The organism is Streptomyces sp. NPDC018026 (genome assembly GCF_044327745.1).
Lineage (GTDB): Bacteria > Actinomycetota > Actinomycetes > Streptomycetales > Streptomycetaceae > Streptomyces > Streptomyces rubrogriseus.
In genome coordinates, this window is the sequence record NZ_JBIRFY010000002.1 from 172,123 (window position 1) to 189,099 (window position 16,977).

Below are 16,977 nucleotides of genomic sequence, written 5' to 3' on the forward strand. Positions count from 1 at the left end.
CCATGTCCGAACAGGACGAGCAGGACACCGGACGGACGCCCGCGCCGGGAACCACGCCGGAGGCCGCCTCGGAGGCCGCGCCGCCGCCCGCCGCCCCCGGCGGGCGCCTGGTCACCGGCATCGCCTGGGCGGTGCTGCTGCTCGGGCTGTGGCTCTGGGGCCGCGAGGCCACCGACGTGCGGGAGGGCATATCGCGGCCGGCCACCGGGGACATGGCGGCGGCCGGGCGGCCCCCCGACGTCCCGCTGCCCCCGGCCCACGCGCCCCTCGACGACGCCCGGCCGCAGCGGCTCGACGTCCCCGGACTCGACATCGACGCCCCCGTCGTGGCCCGCGGCCTCGACGCCAAGGGCGCCATCGAACCACCGCCCTTCGACCAGCCCGGCACCGTCGGCTGGTACGCGGCCGGGGCCACCCCCGGAGCCGCCGGGACCGCCCTGCTGGTCGGCCACGTCGACACCGAGACCCGGCCCGCCGTGTTCTACCGGCTCAGCACCCTCGAACCCGGCCAGACGATCCGGGTGGCCCGCGACGACGCGGAGGTCGCCGAGTTCACCGTCGACGACGTCCAGGTCCTCACCCGCGACGGCTTCGACGCCCAGCAGGCCTACGGACCCCGCGACACGGACCGCTCGGAGCTCCGCCTCATCACCTGCGGCGGCACCTTCGACCAGGCCACCGACAGCTACACGGCCAACGTGGTCGTCTCCGCCTACCTGACCGGAACCGGCTCCTAGGGCCTGTCTGACAATTCCCGTCTGCCGCGCGACGCCATGCACGCACTCTCGCCGCACCGGCCCCAGACCCGAGTACGGCCAGTACGCGGGTCTGGGGCCGGCACGCCGAGAGCACGCACCTGACGCCGCGCGGCCGCCCTTCGGGCGACGACGCGAATTGTCAGACAGGCCCTAGCACAGACCCGGAGCCCCCGCCCGGGAACCGCGTGGGCGCGGGAGGCGTATGTCAGGATTGAGCCTCGGAACAGTGCACCCAGGGGGGTTGGATGTACGGCAGCAAGGCGGCCGGAAGCATGTCCAGGAGGGGGGCCGCGTCGGCGGCGGCACTCGGGGCGGCGGCCCTGCTGCTCGCGGGCTGCTCCTCGTCCGGCGACGGGGACGACAAGGGCGCGGGCGCCGGGATCACGCAACAGCCCAAGGAGACCGACCCGTTCTGGGTCAACCCCGACGGCAACGCGGCCCAGCAGGTCGCGTCGCTGACCGAGTCGGGCAAGAAGGACCAGGCCGAAGAGATCCGCAAGATCGCCCAGCAGCCGACCGGCGAGTGGATCAGCCCGGAGAACCCCGAGGAGCAGGCCCGCGGCTTCACCGAGGCCGCCGACGAGGCCGGCCGCACCGCGCTGCTCGTCCTCTACAACATCCCGCACCGGGACTGCGGCCAGTACTCCGAGGGCGGCGCCGCGGACGGCAACGCCTACCGCTCCTTCGTCGACGGCGTCGCCAAGGGCATCGGCGACCGCGCCGCCACCGTCGTCCTGGAACCGGACGCCGTGCTCCACCTCGTCGACGGCTGCACCCCGCAGGAGTTCCACGAGGAGCGCTACGACCTCCTCAAGGGCGCGATCGCCAAGCTCGGCGCCCTGAAGAACACCAAGGTGTACCTGGACGCGGGCAACGCCGGCTGGGGCCACCCCGACCAGATCTTCGACCCGCTGAAGCGGGCCGGCATCGACCAGGCCGACGGCTTCGCGGTCAACGTGTCGAACTTCTACACCACCGAGGACTCCATCGCCTACGGCAAGCAGCTCTCCGCCAAGGTGGGCGGCAAGCCCTTCGTCATCGACACCAGCCGCAACGGCAACGGCCCCTACACCGAGGGCGCCCCGGACGAACGCTGGTGCAACCCTCCGGGCCGGGCCCTCGGCGAAACCCCGACGACGAAGACCGCCGACCCCCTGGTCGACGCCTACCTGTGGGTCAAGCGCCCCGGGGAGTCGGACGGCGAGTGCAAGGGCGGTCCGAAGGCGGGGGAGTGGTATCCGCAGTACGCCTTGAGTCTGGCCGAGGGCACCGGGTGACGCCGGGTCCCCGCGCTTCAAAGGGCGCGGGGACCTGACATGTGCGGCTACCGCCGCAGCGCTACGGCACCCGCACCCACTCCGCCTTGCTCGGCGTCCCCTCCCCGTCCGTCACGAACATCATGTACCACCCCGACTGAACCAGGTTCTTGCCCTCCGGCACCGTCACCGTCAGCTTGTCCCCGTCCGCCTTGAAGTCCAGCGCGATGGACCGCTGATCCACGTCCGTGACGTGGGTCGACGCGCTCGGCCGGATCAGCCGCACCTTCTTGACCGTCGACGCCGCACGCGAGGTGAACGTCCCCGACTCACCGCGCGCGATGGTCTGCGGGCCGCCGGACAGGTCGGGCCGCGAGTCGCGGTACAGGTACGGCGGCGTGTAGATCTCGATCCGCTGCTCGAACTTGCCCGGCTTGGTGTTGGCCTTGTCGGCGTAGAGCGAGTCCGAGCCGAAGAACATCAGCCGTCCGTCGGGCAGCAGGATGGACCCGGAGTGGTAGTTGCGTCCCACCAGCGGGTCGGCGACCCGTTCGAACTCGTTCGTGTCCGGGTGGTAGAGCCGCGCCTGGAGGATGTTGGAGTCGCCGCGGCCCCGGTAGTCCTCCGAGCCGCCCGAGACCAGCACGCTGTCGTCGGGCAGGACCGAGGCCTGCGGGTAGCGCGTGCCCTTCTCCAGTGACGGTCCGTCGACGAACTTCGGGTCGTCCGCCTTGAGGTCGGCGATCCGGGTCTTCTCGCTGGACAGCTTGGACTCGCCGACCCCGCCGCCGCCGATCACCATGTACTTCTCGTCCTGCGCCGGGGGCAGCAGCACCGTGTTCGCCGTCTCCAGCATGTTCTTGTCGCTCATGCCGGGGACCTTGGTGAACTTGTTGGTCTCCACGTCCCAGATGCCCGGGGTGCGGCCCACGTCGTCGGGTCCGTACCCCGCGTTCGCGCCCGAGTAGAAGATCTTGCCGTTCTGCATCAGGAACAGCGCCGGGTACGTCGGGAACTGGCGGACCTTGTCGGTGTAGGTCCACTCCTTGGTCTTCGGGTCGTAGATCTCGTTCTTGCCGGGGACCAGCTGGCCGATGTCGTCGAGGCCGGAGACGCTGAGGATCTTGCCGTCGCCCAGGGTGGTGAGCGTCGGGTACCAGCGGGCCTCGTGCATCGGGTCGACCTTGATGTACTTCTCGGCGACCGGGTCGAACTCGAAGGCGTCCCGGATGCCCTGGAAGTCCTTCTTGTCGAGGGCGAGCTTCTGTGCGATGCCGTACGTGTTGCGGGCGTCGGCACCCGACAGGCCCTGGATGCGGTAGTTGTCCTCCGTGCCCGTCTCGTACTTGTGGCCGCTCTTCTGCGCCTCGACGTAGATCCGGCCGAGGCCCGGGTCGTTGCGCACGAACGCGCCGGTCTCCGGGTCGAAGACCTTCTTGGCGCGGGGCACCAGGACCGGGTCCTTGGAGACGAAGGTCTTGCCGTTCTCCTTGCCGGTGAACTTGGTGCCCGCCGGGAGGGTGATCGGCTTGTCCGGGTTCTCGTTGTGGACGACCATCAGGCCGCCGGCCTTGGTGACGTCGCCCTTGAGCTTCTCGTACCGCTTGGTGCCGCCCGCGATCAGCAGGTTGCCGTTGGCGAGCTGCGTGTGTCCGGTGCAGAACAGGTCGGTGGGCGTCGGCACCTTCTTGATGGTGCCCTTGACGGGGTCCCAGATCCGGGTGTCGTACTGCTTGTCGTCGGAGTTGTCCTGGTTGTTGCCGGACCCGGCGACCATCAGCACCTTGCCGGTGCGCAGCAGTGCCGCGTGGATGGTGTTCTGCCGGTACTTCTCGGGAAACTCGATGATCTCCCACTTGCCGTTGGCGGCCTTGTACTCCGGCTGATTGATCTTGTACTGGTGGTATTTCTCGGTCCCGAAGCGGTAGAGCCACGGCCCGTTCATCCCGGCCAGCGCGACTACCACCGCCGTACCTATCGCGAAGCGACGGGCGCGGCGGCGGCCGGCACGGTCTTTCATTCCTTACGTCCCCCAAGTCCACCAAGGGCGATCTGCATGGTCTGGTCGTCTCCCCCGTCGGCGGGGGCGGCCCAGTCGGGCCTCTGCTGCGGCGCGTGCTGTCCGTACGGCGCCTGCTGCGGCGGGACCCGCGGTGCGGGCTCCGCCGCAGCGACCGGCGGTTGCTTCTTCGCCTTCCTCAGCTCGTGGCGCCAGGCGAACATCGGCGACGCGGTGATCAGCAGCGCGAACGTCGCCCAGATGATCATCGCGGGGTGCGAGTGGCCGTAGACGAAGCCGGCGGCGATCGAGCCGCCGAAGATCACGATGAAGTACCAGTGGTAGCGGAAGGTGCCGAACAGGGTGTCCGGGCTCGCCGAGTCGCCCTTCGGGGTCACCACGAACTTGCTCTTGCGGCGCAGCACGGAGTCGATGAGCGCCTTCGCGTACAGCGGCGCCGACAGCGCGGACATGATCATGCCGGCCACGCCGCCGGAGCCCTCCGGCTCGTGCGGGGAGACGTTGTGGCGGCGGTTCCAGACGTACAGGCCGATCTGGAGCGCGGAGGCGTTGCCGTAGAGCATCAGCCAGACCGCCGGGTCGATGTTGACGCCGGAGGCGCCCAGGCCCAGGAACAGGCAGCAGCTCAGCGCCGCCAGGATCCAGTTCAGGGCCGACATCGGATAGAAGATGATCATCATCGTGTAGTTGAAGAGCTTGCTCGGCGGCAGCGAGTACCAGCCCTTCCAGTACTGCTTGAGGATCGTCTCGTACGTCCCCCGCGACCAGCGCATCTGCTGGGTGAAGAAGTCCGTCCAGGCGTTCGGGCCCTCGCCGACCGCGAGCACGTCCGGGGTGTAGACCGAGCGCCACTTGCGGCCGGTGACCGGGTTCTTGTGGCGGTGCATCTCGAAGCCGGTCGCCATGTCCTCGGTGATCGAGTCGTACAGGCCGCCGATCTGCTTGAGCGCCCTGATGCGCACCGCGTTGGAGGTGCCCACGAACATCGGCCCGCCGTAGCGGTTGCCGGCGCGCTGGATGAGCGCGTGGAAGAGGAACTGCTGCGACTCGGCGGCTTTGGTGATCGGGTTGTCGTAGTTGCCGTAGACCTGCGGGCCGATGACGAAGCCGACGTCCGGGTCGCGGAAGAAGCCGAGCATCCGCTCCAGGTAGTTCGGCAGCGGCACGTGGTCGGTGTCGACGGAGGCGAAGAAGTCGTAGTCGTCGCCGTGCGCGTCGAGCCAGGCGTTGTAGTTGCCGTGCTTGGTCTTGGCGCGGTGCGGGCCCTTCTTCCGGTTCCACTTCGCGACGCCCTTGCGGGAGAAGTGGTGCACGCCCAGGCGCGCGCACACCTCCTTCACCTCCGGGTCGTCGCCCTCGTCGAGGAGCCAGACGTGCATCAGGCCGCGGTGGCGGATCTTCACGGCCGCCTCCAGGGTCTTCGTCACCATCTCCAGCGGCTCCTTGCCGGGCACGAAGGAGGTGAGGAAGGCGACCCTGGTGCCGGTCTCGGGCACCACCGGGACCGGGTCGCGGGCGACCAGGGTGGCGTGCGCGTTCGACAGCACGTTCAGGCAGCGGAACAGCTCGATCAGGCCGATCGCGACCAGCATCACGATGTCGAGCGCGGGCAGCCAGGAGAAGGCCACGTAGTCGCGCTCCGTCCAGTGCTCCGGCTGGAGCAGCCAGACCAGCAGCACCACCGACAGCAGCGGGGCGGCGGCCAGCATCAGGGCGACCCGGAGGCGGTGCGGCTCCTGAGAGATCAGCGAGCGGTACTGCACCCGGTACGGCTTGTTCGGGTCGGGCTGGGTGAGGGGGCCCGCGAGGCGGCTGTAGTGCTCGTAGTCGTACTTCGGCAGCGTCTTCTTTATCCGGCGGAACGAACCGGTGTTCCAGTTCCGGTGCCCGGGCACCCTGAGCTGGGTGGTCTGGGACGGGTCGTGGTCCTGCCCGGCGCCCGTCGGCGTCGACGTCATGTGTCATCCCCCCACACGCGGGTCATGCGTGTTTCGTCGCTTGCTTCGCCCGCTCCGGCCCCCCTCGGCCGTCACGGACGTATCAGTGGTGGTGGGTCACTGATCACCACGGCATCCACACCTTATATAGACATGGAACGGCGACCCCCGGTTGCATGATGCCCCCCTCGGCATCGCCTCGGCACCCGGCCCCCCAACCGGACCAGGGTTCTACGGCGTTCGCCATGATCGCAAGACGTCCCGGTACCGGATACGCCGAAGGCCCCCCGTGTGATACGGAGGGCCTTCGGCCGTCGGTGCGCCGCCAGGGACTCGAACCCCGGACCCGCTGATTAAGAGTCAGCTGCTCTAACCAACTGAGCTAGCGGCGCCTGCTGACCTGCACAACTCTACCCGACGCCGACCGGTGCTCCGGACCACCGCCCGCGGCACCCGCGGGGCCGCCCCTCGCCGGGTACATCATTCGGACCGTCAACATGCGCGTGGTGAAGACAGTTGCGAAACTGACCGAGATGTACCGAACCGTACCGCCGCGGACCTGCCCACCGGGAGTGTGAGGGGAATCGCATGGAGACTCCCGTATTCGAGGAGATCGAGCCCGCGAGCGACTGCGACTGCGCCGGCTGCCGCCACTGGCGGCGGGTGCTGCCGCATGCCCCGGCGGGCCGCGCGCTCGCCCATCCGGCGGCGTACCGCACGCTGGTCGCGGCCACCGCGGCCGCTTCCGCCACCGCCGTGTCCGTCCTCGGCGCGGGCGCGGCGGCGGCGCTTCCGGCGGCCGCCCACGCCGTCCATCGGCCGGGCGTTCCGGCAGGTGACGAGCCCGGCACTCCCCAGGGGCCGCGAGCCCCGCTGCACGGCCCGGTGGGCCGGCCCGCGGCGCCCCCGGCCGGTGCGGAACTGGCCGGCGTCACCCGTACGGAGATCATCGAGCGGGCCAGGAGCTGGGTGGCCGCGAAGGTCCCGTACAGCACGACCGCCTACTGGTCCGACGGTTACCGGCAGGACTGCTCGGGCTTCGTGTCGATGGCCTGGAAGCTGCCCGCCAACGAGTGGACCGGAAGCCTCGGCACCGTCGCCGACCGCATCACCAAGGAGGAGCTGCGGCCCGGCGACATCCTGCTCTTCCACAACGCGTCCGACCCCCAGGCGGGCTCCCACGTGGTGATCTTCGGCGGCTGGACGGACGGCACGCGCACCGCCTACACGGCGTACGAGCAGACCCCGCCGCACACCCGCGAGCGCGACACGCCCTACGCCTACTGGAGCGACTCCGCCCAGTACCTGCCGTACCGCTACCAGGGGGTCGCGGCGGCCGGGGCCGCGGGTCCCGCCTCGCACGGGGTGGCCGGATACCCCGGCCGGGGGATGTTCCGGCCGGGCGCGGACAACCCGTACGTCACCCGGCTCGGCGGGCAGCTGGTGAGGAAGGGATTCGGCACGTACTACACGAGGGGGCCGGGTCCGCGCTGGGGCGAGGCGGACCGGCGGGGCGTCCAGGCCTTCCAGCGCGCCCAGGGCTGGCGCGGCGGAGCGGCGGACGGCCACCCGGGCCCGGAGACCTGGCGGCGGCTCTTCTCCTGAGCGCCCCGGGGTGATCATCCGTTCATGACGCGTCTGGCGCGGAGGCTGGAGGACGCATGAGTACGACATCGTCAACGAACCCGGAGACCGCGCCGGCGGCACCGGCGGAGTCCGCGGCGGCGACCGGTCAACGGCCCGCCCGGCTCATCCACAACGAGGCCACCACCGAGATCCCCGTCCACCTGCTGTTCCGCGACGACCCCGATCCGGCACCGGTACCGCTGCCGCCCGCGGTCGTCGCGCGCCGGCCGGGCCCGGGGGAGCGGACCGGGGCGCGGCCGGGCGCGCGGCGCCCCGTCGCGGCGCGCCCGCGCCCGGCACCCCGGGTCGACCCGGAGCTGACGGAGCGTCCGGCCCGGGTGCTGCCCGGCGCCGCGGGCGTGGCCGCCGGTCTGTGCGGGGCGGCCGGGTGCGCGGCCACCTCCTGGTGGGCGGGTCTGGTGCCGCCGCTCGCGGCCCAGGCGCTGGGGCTGCCGGCGTACGCGGGGGCCGGGCTCGGGCCCGCGCAGTGGGCGGCGTACGCGGCGGCGGGGGCGCTGGGGATGTTCGGGTTCGGGGGACTGGCCCGGGGCCGGACCGGACGGGCCTGGGTGCTCGGCCTGTTCGGCCGCTACCGGGGTACGGTGCGGCGCACCGGCCTGATGTGGGTGAACCCGCTGCTGCTGCGCCGACGGGTGGACGTGCGGCTGCGGCACTGGCGCAGCGAGCCGATGCCCGCGGCCGACGGCAACGGGGTGGCGCTCAGGGCGGTGACGCTGGTGGTGTGGCGGGTGCGGGACACCGCGAAGGCCACGCTGGGGGTCGAGGACCACGAGACGTATCTGCGCGAGTGCGTCGAGGCGGCGCTGGCCCGGGTCCCGGTGGAGCCGCTCGGCACGGTGCGCAGTTCGGCGGACGTGGCCGGGGACACGCTGACCCGGCTGGTGGCGGCGGACGCGGCGCCGGTCGGCCTGGAGGTGTTCTCGGTGCGGCCGGTCCGGGTGGAGTACGCCCCCGAGGTCGCCGCCGCGATGCACCGGCGCCGGATCGCGGCGCTGGACGCGGCGCAGCGGGCGAGCGTGCTCACCTCGGTCGTGGACTCGGTGGAGGACACGGTGACCCGGCTGACCATGCGCGGGCTGGTGGAGCTGGACGACTACGAGCGCAAGGTGCTCGTGAAGGACCTGACGGTGGCGTTCTGCGCGGGGCGGGGGGACGCGGGGCGCTGACCTGTTCCGCGTTTGGTATGGACATGTTCAATTGTCAGCAATAATCTGAGACTTGGTCTAGACCTGCACGGTTCAACTGCACGGTTCAACTGCACGGCTCACTGAACTTCCCCTGAACTTCCCCACACGTCACAGGGAGCAGCAGTATGCGCACCAGGACCAAGTTGTACGCGGCCGCGCTGGGCATGGCGACCACCGGAGCCCTCGTGCTCTCGTCCGGCGGCGCCAGCGGTCACGGCTACACCGACCTGCCCGTCAGCCGGCAGAAGGTGTGCCAGAACGGCACGGTCGGCGGATGCGGCGCCATCCAGTGGGAGCCGCAGAGCGTGGAGGGGCCCAAGGGCTTCCCGGCCTCCGGGCCGGCCGACGGCAGGATCTGTTCCGCGGGACACGGGTCGTTCGCCGCGCTCGACAGCCCCAAGCAGCCGAACGGCCAGGCGTGGCCGACCACCAGGGTGAACGGCGGACAGAGCTACACCTTCCGCTGGCAGTTCACCGCCCGGCACGCCACGACCGACTTCAAGTACTACGTCACCAAGCCGGGCTGGAACCAGAACCACAACCTGGCCCGGTCCGACCTCAACCTCACCCCGTTCTTCACGGTGCCCTACGGCGGCAAGCAGCCCCCGGCCACCCTCTCCCACAGCGGCACCCTGCCGTCCGGGCTGAGCGGACACCACGTGATCCTCGCGGTGTGGACGGTCCACGACACGGGCAACGCGTTCTACGCCTGCTCGGACGTCACCTTCTGAACGGCGGAAGGGCCCCCTCGCCGAGCGAGGGGGCCCTTCCTTGTGTGCGCCGCCAGGGACTCGAACCCCGGACCCGCTGATTAAGAGTCAGCTGCTCTAACCAACTGAGCTAGCGGCGCATGACTCCCGCCGTCCGCTTCCCGCGGTCGGCGACGACGAAAATACTACCCGGTCCCGGGCAGTGCTCGTGACCGACTCCGGCCCGGCCCGCCCGAGCGGAGCTAGATCGCCAGCGACAGCAGCACCGGTGCCGCGCTCCGGTTCAGCTCGTCCGCGGCCCGGCGCAGCCGGTGCGCGTGCTCGACCGGCAGCGACAGGGCCAGGCAGCCCACGGCGGAACCGGCGGTGATCGGGACGGCCGCGCAGACCGTGCCGACCGCGTACTCCTGGAGGTCCAGGACGGGCACGGTGGCCGGCTGGGACTCCAGCCGGGACAGCAGCAGCTTGTCGCTGGTGATGGTGCGCGAGGTCAGGCGGGCCATCCGGTGCCGGGCCAGGTGGTCGCGGCGGCCCGCGTGGTCCAGCTGGGTCAGCAGGGACTTGCCCACCGCGGTGGCGTGCGCCGAGACGCGGAAGTCCACCCACTCGTTCACCCTGGGCGCGGCCGGGCTGTCGGCGTACTGGGTGACGCTGACCTCGCCGTCGACGTACCGGCTGATGTAGACGGCGGCGCCCACCGAGTCGCGCAGCCCCTCCAGGGTGCGCTGGAGCTTCTCGCGCAGCGCCTGCTCGCGGCCCTGGGCCGAGCCGAGGCGGGCCAGTGCCTCCCCGGTGACGTACGCGCCGTCGGCGGTCTGCTCGACGTATGCCTCGCGGCGCAGCATGCGCAGGAGCGTGGTCAGGCGCTCCGTGCCGATGCCGCTCTCGCGGGCGATCTCGGTGTCGGTGACACCGGAGGTGTGCCGCGCCACCGTCTCCAGGACGCGCAGGGCGTCCTCGGTCGGGTGGGGCGGCGCGGTCGGCTTGTGCTGCAGCGCCACGGTGGTCTCCCCCTGCGCTCGCTGGTGCATCCCTGCGTTCACGATAGCCGCCAAGGGGCTTCTCGTGAGGGGGTGTTGACCGGATTTCGGGGCCCTCATCTGCGACGCAGGCCCTCTGGCATATGCCGATGGCCTGCCCCAACGTCCCGACCTCGGACGTTGGGGCGGCGGCACCGCGCAATTACAGGACGGCGCTGAGAAACTCCCGCGTCCGGTCGTGCTCCGGCTCGCTGAAGATCTTCTCCGGCGCGCCGGCCTCGATGACCCGGCCCGAGTCGAACATCAGGACCTGGTCCGAGATGTCCCGGGCGAAGTTCATCTCGTGGGTCACGCAGAGCATGGTGATGTCCGTGGTGCGGGCGATGTCCCGCAGCAGGTCCAGGACGCCCGCGACCAGCTCCGGGTCGAGCGCCGAGGTCACCTCGTCGAGCAGCAGCACCTTCGGGCGCATCGCCAGTGCCCGGGCTATCGCCACCCGCTGCTGCTGGCCGCCGGAGAGCTGGGCCGGCCGGGCGTCGCACTTGTCGGCCAGGCCCACCATGTCCAGCAGGCCCTTGGCCCGCTCCACGGCCTCGTCCTTGGACATCCCGAGGACCGTGACCGGCGCCTCGGTGATGTTGCGCAGGACGCTCATGTTCGGGAACAGGTTGAACTGCTGGAACACCATCCCGATCTGCTTGCGGACCTCGCGCCGCTCCTTCTCGGTCGCCGGGAAGAGCTTCTGCCCGTCCACGGTGATCGTGCCCTCGTCGGGCTTCAGGAGCGTCATCAGCAGCCGCAGGATCGTCGTCTTGCCCGAACCGGACGGGCCGATCAGGGTGACGTGCTTGCCGGCGTCGACGGAGAAGTCCAGGTGGTCGAGGACGGTGTTGTCCCCGAACCGCTTGGTGACCTGCTCCAGGCGGATCAGCTCGCCGGAGCTGCGCTCGGGGCTTTTCTCGGGGTTGGGAAGAGTGTCAGTGGGCAAGGCGTCGCTCCAGGGCTCGCAGGGCAAGGGAGGCCAGGTAGGAGATGATGATGAAGGCCACACCGATCACCGTCAGGGGCTCGGTGAACTGGAAGTTCTGCTGCGAGAACAGCCGCGCCTCGCCGAGCATCTCAAGGACCGTGATCGCCATCAGCAGCGGCGTGTCCTTCAGCATGGAGATCACGTAGTTGCCGAGGGCGGGGGCCACCCGGCGGATCGCCTGCGGCAGGATGACCGCCGTCCAGGTCCGCCGCATCGGCAGGTTCAGCGCCGTCGCGGCCTCCCACTGGCCGACCGGCACCCCCTCGATGCCGGCCCGGTAGACCTGCATCGTGTACGTCGAGTAGTGCAGGCCGATGGCGACCACACCGGTGGTGAGCGCCGAGAACGTGATGTCCCACTCGGGCAGCACGTAGAACAGGAAGAACAGCTGCACCAGCAGCGGGGTGTTGCGGACGAACTCGGTGACCACACCGACCGGCCAGGTCACCCAGCGGCTCGGCACCCGCATCAGCAGCGCCCACACCAGGCCGAGGCCGAAGGAGACCAGCGAGCCGAGGACCAGGATCTGCAGGGTGACCAGCAGGCCGTCCCAGAAGTGCGGCATGAAGTCGGAGACCGCGCTCCAGTCCCATTTCACGACACACCACTTCCCTCAGGCACGCGCACGGCCGCCGTCTTCTTCTTCGGCGCCTTTCCGACGCCCGCCTTCAGCTTCTTCTCCAGGCCGCGCATCACCCGCGTGAGCAGGAACGCGATCACGAAGTAGATCAGCAGGACGTACGTGTAGATCTCCGCGCTCTCCTGCAGCGCCAGGCGCACCAGGTTGGCGCTGAAGGCCAGGTCCCCCATGCCCATGATCGACACCAGGGCGGTGCCCTTGAGCAGCTCGATCAGCAGGTTGGAGAACGGCGGGATCATCTCCGGCACCGCCTGCGGCAGCAGGATCAGCTTCATCCGCTGCCAGGGCGTGAAGCTGAGCGCGATACCGCCCTCCTTCTGCGCCGGGTCGACCGCGGCCAGCGCGCCGCGCACGATCTCGGAGCCGTACGCCCCGTAGGTCAGACCGAGCGCCAGCGTGCCCGCCCACATCGGCACCAGCTGCCAGCCGAAGGCGGGCGGCAGCACGAAGAAGACCCAGAAGATCATCACCAGCGCGGAGGTCCCGCGGAACACCTCGGTGTAGAAGCCCGCGAGGAAGCGGACGATCCACAGCCGGTGGGTGCGCGCGATACCGACCACGAAGGACACGCCCGTCGCCAGCAACGAGCTGAAGAAGAGCAGCTGGACGGTGACCCAGACGCCCTGGAGTACGAGTTCCCACAGTCCCGAGGTCATCCGCCGCAGAGCTCCTTCGCGGTCAGATCCGTCATCTCTTCCTCGGTGAAACCGAAGGGCTTGAGGATCCGCAGCAGTTCGCCGCTCTTCTTCAGCTTCTGCAGCTCGACGTTGAAGGCGTCCCGCAGGTTGGTCTCGTCCGGGCGGAAGGCGAAGGCGCCGCCGTCGACGTGGGGCTTGCCGCCGACCAGCGGTGCGAAGGGCTCGGTCGCCTCCGCCTTGTTCGACTTCTTCACCACCTCGCGGACGGTCAGGGCCGTGCCCGCGAAGACGTCCACGCGCCCGGACTCGACGGCGTTGAGTCCGGCCACCTGGTCGGGGACGATCACGATGTCGTCCTCCTTGTACCCGTGCTCCACCGCGTAGGCGATCTCGGCGTAGCCGGTGCCGGTCGCGAACTTGGCCTTCTTCTTGACGACGTCCCGGTAGTTGTGCAGCCCGAGCGGGTTGCCCTTGCGCACGATGTACGCGTCGAGCATCTGGTAGTCGGGGTCGGAGAAGATGACCTGCTCGCAGCGGTCGGCGTTGATGTACATCCCGGCCGCCACGATGTCGAACTGCTGGGACGCGAGCCCCGGGATGAGGGAGCCGAACTCCGTCGGCACGGGCTGCACCCGGTCCACTCCGAGCCGCTTGAAGATGACCTTCGCCAGCTCCGGGGCCTCACCGGTCAGCTCGCCGTTCTTGTCGATGTACCCGAAGGGGATCTCGCCGGCGATGCCGAGCCGGGCGACGCCCTGTGCCCTCAGCCGCCCGAGCAGGTCTCCCCCCTTGACGTCGGAAGCGGTGGCCACCCGCGAGCAGCCGGCCGCCCCCAGCGCGCCGAGCGCCGCGACCCCCGCGAGCAGCGACCGGCGGGTGGGCCCGGCTGTCCTGGACCTTAGGTCGGATATACCCCTTGGTGGGGTTCTGTGTGGTGGAGCCATGGGCGCGCAGCTACCCGAAGGTGGGCAGGTTATGCCGATCTTTTTCAGTCCGATACATCGGCCCGGCGCCCTTGACCGCGGGGCCGCGGGGCACTGCCATGGAGGGCATGGCTGATCGCTACATCGAAGTCTCGCTGGTCAAGCGCGGAATCACCTGCACGGCCCAACTGCTCGACGACCGGGCCCCGATCACCTGCGCGGCCGTGTGGGACGCGCTCCCCCTCGGCGGCGACGTGTACCATGCCAAATACGCCCGCAACGAGATCTACGCCCTTTTCCCGCCCTTCGCGACATCCGAACCCCCGCTGGAGAACCCGACGGTAACGCCCATTCCGGGCGACCTGTGCTATTTCGCCTTCGCGGGTGCCGAGCTGGGCACGAAGGCGTACGGCTACGACCGCGAGGTCCGCCCCGGCACCACCCTCGTCGACCTCGCGCTCTTTTACGAGCGCAACAACCTGCTCCTCAACGGCGACGTCGGCTGGGTCCCCGGCACCGTCTGGGGCCGCATCACCGAGGGCCTGGAGGCGATGGCAGAGGCCTGCAACGACCTGTGGCGCACGGGCGCCGCGGGGGAGACCCTGAGCTTCCGGAGGGCCTAGCCGCAGGCAGTGGTGCCGCCCCGGCCCGAGCCTGCGGGCAGTCGTGCCGCTGGGGCGGCACGGGTGGGCGCTGGGGGTACCTCCCAGGCCGTTCAGGCACTGGGGGAGGCACCCGGCCAGCGCCGGTCAGCGTCCCCCACCCCACGCTCACACCGACGCCGGTCAACTACTGGGCCGACGTACCCGTACCCCCCTCGTACAGCGCGTGCGCGGCCCGCAGGACCAGGTCGTCGCGGTGGCGGGCCGCGACGATCTGCACGCCGATCGGCAGCCCGTCCCCGTCCACCCCCACCGGCACGGTGGCAGCAGGCTGCTGCGTGAGATTGAACGGATACGTGAACGGCGTCCACCCCGTCCACCGCCGCTGCCCCGACCCCTTCGGCACCTCCACCCCCGCCTCGAACGCCGTGATCGGCAGCGTCGGCGTCACCAGCAGGTCGTACGCCTCGTGGAAGCCGCCCATCCGCCGCCCCAACTCCATCCGCACGTCCACCGCCGCCAGATAGTCCAGCGCCGAGTACCGCGCCCCCGCCCCGACGATCTCCCGCAGCCCCGGGTCCAGCAGCTCCCGCTGCCCCGCCCGCAGGTGCTGCACCACCCGCGCGGCCCCGCTGAACCACAGCGTGTGGAAGGCGTCCACCGGGTCCGTGAAGTCGGGGTCGGCCTCCGTCACGTACGCGCCCAGCTCCGCCAGCCGCTCCACCGCCCGCCGCACCGCCCCGGCCACCGCCGGACGCACCGCCACCTGACCGCCGAGCGAGGGCGAGTACGCCACCCGCAGCCCCCGCACCCCGCCCGGCAGGGCCTCGGTGTACGACCCGGGCGCCGGGCCCAGCGCCGACCAGTCCCGGGCGTCCGGGGAGCCGACGACGTCCAGCATCAGCGCCGCGTCCGCCGCGTCCCGCGTCATCGGACCGACGTGCGCGAGGGTGCCGAACGCGCTCGCCGGGTACAGCGGCACCCGGCCGTACGTCGGTTTCAGGCCGAAGACGCCGCAGAAGGACGCCGGGATGCGCACACTGCCGCCGCCGTCCGTGCCCAGCGCCAGCGGGCCCGCCCCGAGCGCCACGGCCGCCGCCGCACCCCCGCTGGAGCCGCCCGCGGTACGGGAGGGATCGTGCGGGTTCCGCGTCACGCCGGACAGGGGCGAGTCCGTCACGCCCTTCCAGCCGTACTCGGGCGTGGTGGTCTTGCCGACGAACACCGCGCCGTGCTCGCGCAGCCGCGCCACGGACGGCGCGTCCTCCTCCCAGGGGCCGTCCGGCGAGACGGCCCGCGATCCGCGCAGGGTCGGCTGACCGCGCGTCAGCAGGATGTCCTTCACCGTGACCGGCACCCCGTCCAGACGCCCGCACGGCTCCCCGCGGCGCCACCGCTCCTCGGCCCGCCGGGCCTGGTCCAGCGCCTCCTCGCCGGTCAGCCGGACGAACGCGTTCACCTCCGGCTGGATCCGCTCGGCCCGCGCCAGCACGGCCCGGGTCGCCTCCACGGGGCTGAACGCGCCCTTGCGGTAGCCGTCGACGAGCTGTACGGCGGTCAGCTCGGTGAGGTCGGTCATGCGGCACCCTCCGCGGGTCGGTGACGTCGGCGACGTCAGTGTCCGGGCACGTATCCACGCTTCTTGTCGACCACGTTGGCCAGCGGTCCGCCCGCCGCCCAGCTCTCGAACAACTCCACGAACTGGGCGCCCAGTTCGTCCCGCCAGCCGATCGTGTCCCCGCTCATGTGCGGCGAGACGATCAGCCCCGGCACCTCCCACAGGGCACTGTCCGGCGTCAGGGGCTCGTGGTTCAGCACGTCCAGGGCGGCGCCCGCGATCCGGCGCGCGGTCAGCGCCTCGACCAGGTCGTCCTCGACGACCAGCGGGCCCCGCCCCACGTTCACGAACCGGGCGGAGGGCCGCATCAGGGCGAACCGCCGGGCGTCGAACATGCCGCGCGTGTCGTCGGTGAGCGGCGCCGCCGCCACCACCCAGTCGGCCCCGGCCAGCAGCCGGTCCAGGTCCTCCGGGCCGTGCACCTCGGGGCGTGCGGTGCGGCCGGCCAGCGCGGTGGTGATGCCGAGCGCCCCCAGTGTGCTCGCGATCGCCCGGCCGATCGGGCCGGAGCCCACCACGCAGGCGCGGGTTCCGGCCACCCGCATCGACTCGCGGTGCCGCCAGGTGCGCTCGCCCTGGAGGCGCAGCGTGGTGGGCAGGTCCTTGGCCATCGCCAGGACGAGCGCGGCGACGTACTCGGCGATCGGCAGGTCGAAGACCCCGCGCGCGTTGGTCACCACCGTGTCCGACTCGGCCAGCTCCGGGCACATCAGATGGTCCACGCCGGCGCTCGCCGTGTGCACCCAGCGCGGACGCGGGCCGCCGCCCGGCCACGCCTCGCGCACCGCGTGCGAGGTGAAGTCCCACACCAGCAGCACGTCGGCGTGCGGCAGCCGCTCCGCCAGCGTCGCCGCGTCGGCGTGCTCGACGCGGGCCCGGCCGGTCAGCCGGCCCAGCCGGGGCGGCGGTTCGGCGTCCAGCACGAGGAGGGTCGGCGCGGGAGTCGGCGCGGGCGCGGGTGTGCGCGGGGACGTGGTCATCGGCGGTCTGTCTCCGGTCGGTGGAAACGGGGGGCGGTTCAGGTGTTGACG

General features: G+C 71.1%; 15 protein-coding genes and 2 tRNA genes. 6 read left to right on the forward strand and 11 right to left on the reverse strand.

The genetic code is table 11. The features are described from left to right. Positions 1-2 precede the first annotated feature (2 nt). Both ACH4D3_RS06395 and ACH4D3_RS06400 read left to right on the forward strand, forming a co-directional pair. Positions 3-737, forward strand: a complete 735-nt coding sequence (locus ACH4D3_RS06395; RefSeq protein WP_398317036.1) for a class F sortase — start codon at positions 3-5, stop codon at positions 735-737. Positions 738-1,003: 266 nt separating this feature from the next. After that, positions 1,004-2,035: a glycoside hydrolase family 6 protein gene (locus ACH4D3_RS06400; RefSeq protein ID WP_398317039.1), complete on the forward strand. Its 1,032-nt coding sequence runs from the start codon at positions 1,004-1,006 to the stop codon at positions 2,033-2,035. A gap of 61 nt (positions 2,036-2,096) precedes the next feature. On the opposite strand, the gene ACH4D3_RS06405 is transcribed toward ACH4D3_RS06400, so the two are convergent. The 3 genes from ACH4D3_RS06405 to ACH4D3_RS06415 form a co-directional block, all read right to left on the reverse strand. Further along, positions 2,097-4,034, reverse strand: coding sequence for a galactose oxidase-like domain-containing protein (locus ACH4D3_RS06405; RefSeq protein ID WP_398317042.1), 1,938 nt, complete (start codon positions 4,032-4,034; stop codon positions 2,097-2,099). After that, positions 4,031-5,992 (reverse strand): glycosyltransferase family 2 protein, encoded by a 1,962-nt coding sequence (locus tag ACH4D3_RS06410; RefSeq protein ID WP_398317045.1) that lies wholly within the window; start codon positions 5,990-5,992, stop codon positions 4,031-4,033. Before ACH4D3_RS06410 ends, ACH4D3_RS06405 begins: the two co-directional genes overlap by 4 nt. A 297-nt stretch (positions 5,993-6,289) precedes the next feature. Continuing rightward, positions 6,290-6,363: transfer RNA gene (locus ACH4D3_RS06415), tRNA-Lys, on the reverse strand. A gap of 196 nt (positions 6,364-6,559) precedes the next feature. Between ACH4D3_RS06415 and ACH4D3_RS06420 the strand changes: the two genes are divergently transcribed. The 3 genes from ACH4D3_RS06420 to ACH4D3_RS06430 all read left to right on the forward strand — a co-directional run bounded on the left by ACH4D3_RS06420 (position 6,560) and on the right by ACH4D3_RS06430 (position 9,536). Next, positions 6,560-7,576: a peptidoglycan-binding protein gene (locus ACH4D3_RS06420; RefSeq protein WP_398317048.1), complete on the forward strand. Its 1,017-nt coding sequence runs from the start codon at positions 6,560-6,562 to the stop codon at positions 7,574-7,576. A gap of 56 nt (positions 7,577-7,632) precedes the next feature. Then, positions 7,633-8,784: an SPFH domain-containing protein gene (locus ACH4D3_RS06425; RefSeq protein ID WP_398317051.1), complete on the forward strand. Its 1,152-nt coding sequence runs from the start codon at positions 7,633-7,635 to the stop codon at positions 8,782-8,784. Positions 8,785-8,930: 146 nt separating this feature from the next. Beyond that, positions 8,931-9,536: a lytic polysaccharide monooxygenase gene (locus ACH4D3_RS06430; protein ID WP_398317054.1), complete on the forward strand. Its 606-nt coding sequence runs from the start codon at positions 8,931-8,933 to the stop codon at positions 9,534-9,536. A gap of 45 nt (positions 9,537-9,581) precedes the next feature. Here the strand turns inward: ACH4D3_RS06430 and ACH4D3_RS06435 are convergent. From ACH4D3_RS06435 to ehuB, 6 genes are all read right to left on the reverse strand, one after another. Then, positions 9,582-9,655: transfer RNA gene (locus ACH4D3_RS06435), tRNA-Lys, on the reverse strand. A 102-nt stretch (positions 9,656-9,757) separates the two neighbouring features. Further along, positions 9,758-10,516, reverse strand: coding sequence for an IclR family transcriptional regulator (locus ACH4D3_RS06440; protein ID WP_398318887.1), 759 nt, complete (start codon positions 10,514-10,516; stop codon positions 9,758-9,760). Positions 10,517-10,697: 181 nt separating this feature from the next. Continuing rightward, positions 10,698-11,483 carry an ectoine/hydroxyectoine ABC transporter ATP-binding protein EhuA gene (gene ehuA, locus ACH4D3_RS06445; RefSeq protein WP_007449894.1) on the reverse strand — a complete coding sequence of 262 codons (786 nt, stop codon included), beginning with the start codon at positions 11,481-11,483 and terminating at the stop codon, positions 10,698-10,700. After that, the gene (gene ehuD / locus ACH4D3_RS06450) at positions 11,473-12,123 is read right to left on the reverse strand and encodes an ectoine/hydroxyectoine ABC transporter permease subunit EhuD (protein ID WP_398317057.1); all 651 of its coding nucleotides are present in this window, start codon (positions 12,121-12,123) and stop codon (positions 11,473-11,475) included. Before ehuD ends, ehuA begins: the two co-directional genes overlap by 11 nt. Next, on the reverse strand, positions 12,120-12,821 hold the full coding sequence (ehuC, locus tag ACH4D3_RS06455; RefSeq protein ID WP_398317060.1) for an ectoine/hydroxyectoine ABC transporter permease subunit EhuC: 702 nt from the start codon (positions 12,819-12,821) through the stop codon (positions 12,120-12,122). Before ehuC ends, ehuD begins: the two co-directional genes overlap by 4 nt. Further along, entirely contained in the window at positions 12,818-13,747 is a 930-nt protein-coding gene (gene ehuB / locus ACH4D3_RS06460; RefSeq protein WP_398317063.1) for an ectoine/hydroxyectoine ABC transporter substrate-binding protein EhuB, read from the reverse strand. The genes ehuC and ehuB overlap by 4 nt, the downstream gene beginning before the upstream one ends. Before the next feature lie 107 nt (positions 13,748-13,854). Between ehuB and ACH4D3_RS06465 the strand changes: the two genes are divergently transcribed. Next, entirely contained in the window at positions 13,855-14,349 is a 495-nt protein-coding gene (locus ACH4D3_RS06465) for a DUF3830 family protein (RefSeq protein ID WP_161379005.1), read from the forward strand. A gap of 166 nt (positions 14,350-14,515) precedes the next feature. On the opposite strand, the gene ACH4D3_RS06470 is transcribed toward ACH4D3_RS06465, so the two are convergent. After that, on the reverse strand, positions 14,516-15,907 hold the full coding sequence (locus ACH4D3_RS06470; protein ID WP_398317066.1) for an amidase: 1,392 nt from the start codon (positions 15,905-15,907) through the stop codon (positions 14,516-14,518). A 35-nt stretch (positions 15,908-15,942) separates the two neighbouring features. After that, a complete protein-coding gene (locus tag ACH4D3_RS06475) occupies positions 15,943-16,926 on the reverse strand; it encodes a D-2-hydroxyacid dehydrogenase (protein ID WP_398317069.1) in 984 nt (327 codons plus the stop codon). Positions 16,927-16,977: the final 51 nt, after the last annotated feature.

Coding starts and splice junctions, on each gene's coding strand:
- ACH4D3_RS06395 (WP_398317036.1), top strand. CDS start 3: ATGTCCGAACAGGACGAGCAGGACACCGGACGGACGCCCGCGCCGGGA.
- ACH4D3_RS06400 (WP_398317039.1), top strand. CDS start 1,004: ATGTACGGCAGCAAGGCGGCCGGAAGCATGTCCAGGAGGGGGGCCGCG.
- ACH4D3_RS06405 (WP_398317042.1), bottom strand. CDS start 4,034: ATGAAAGACCGTGCCGGCCGCCGCCGCGCCCGTCGCTTCGCGATAGGT.
- ACH4D3_RS06410 (WP_398317045.1), bottom strand. CDS start 5,992: ATGACGTCGACGCCGACGGGCGCCGGGCAGGACCACGACCCGTCCCAG.
- ACH4D3_RS06420 (WP_398317048.1), top strand. CDS start 6,560: ATGGAGACTCCCGTATTCGAGGAGATCGAGCCCGCGAGCGACTGCGAC.
- ACH4D3_RS06425 (WP_398317051.1), top strand. CDS start 7,633: ATGAGTACGACATCGTCAACGAACCCGGAGACCGCGCCGGCGGCACCG.
- ACH4D3_RS06430 (WP_398317054.1), top strand. CDS start 8,931: ATGCGCACCAGGACCAAGTTGTACGCGGCCGCGCTGGGCATGGCGACC.
- ehuC (WP_398317060.1), bottom strand. CDS start 12,821: ATGACCTCGGGACTGTGGGAACTCGTACTCCAGGGCGTCTGGGTCACC.
- ehuB (WP_398317063.1), bottom strand. CDS start 13,747: ATGGCTCCACCACACAGAACCCCACCAAGGGGTATATCCGACCTAAGG.
- ACH4D3_RS06465 (WP_161379005.1), top strand. CDS start 13,855: ATGGCTGATCGCTACATCGAAGTCTCGCTGGTCAAGCGCGGAATCACC.
- ACH4D3_RS06470 (WP_398317066.1), bottom strand. CDS start 15,907: ATGACCGACCTCACCGAGCTGACCGCCGTACAGCTCGTCGACGGCTAC.
- ACH4D3_RS06475 (WP_398317069.1), bottom strand. CDS start 16,926: ATGACCACGTCCCCGCGCACACCCGCGCCCGCGCCGACTCCCGCGCCG.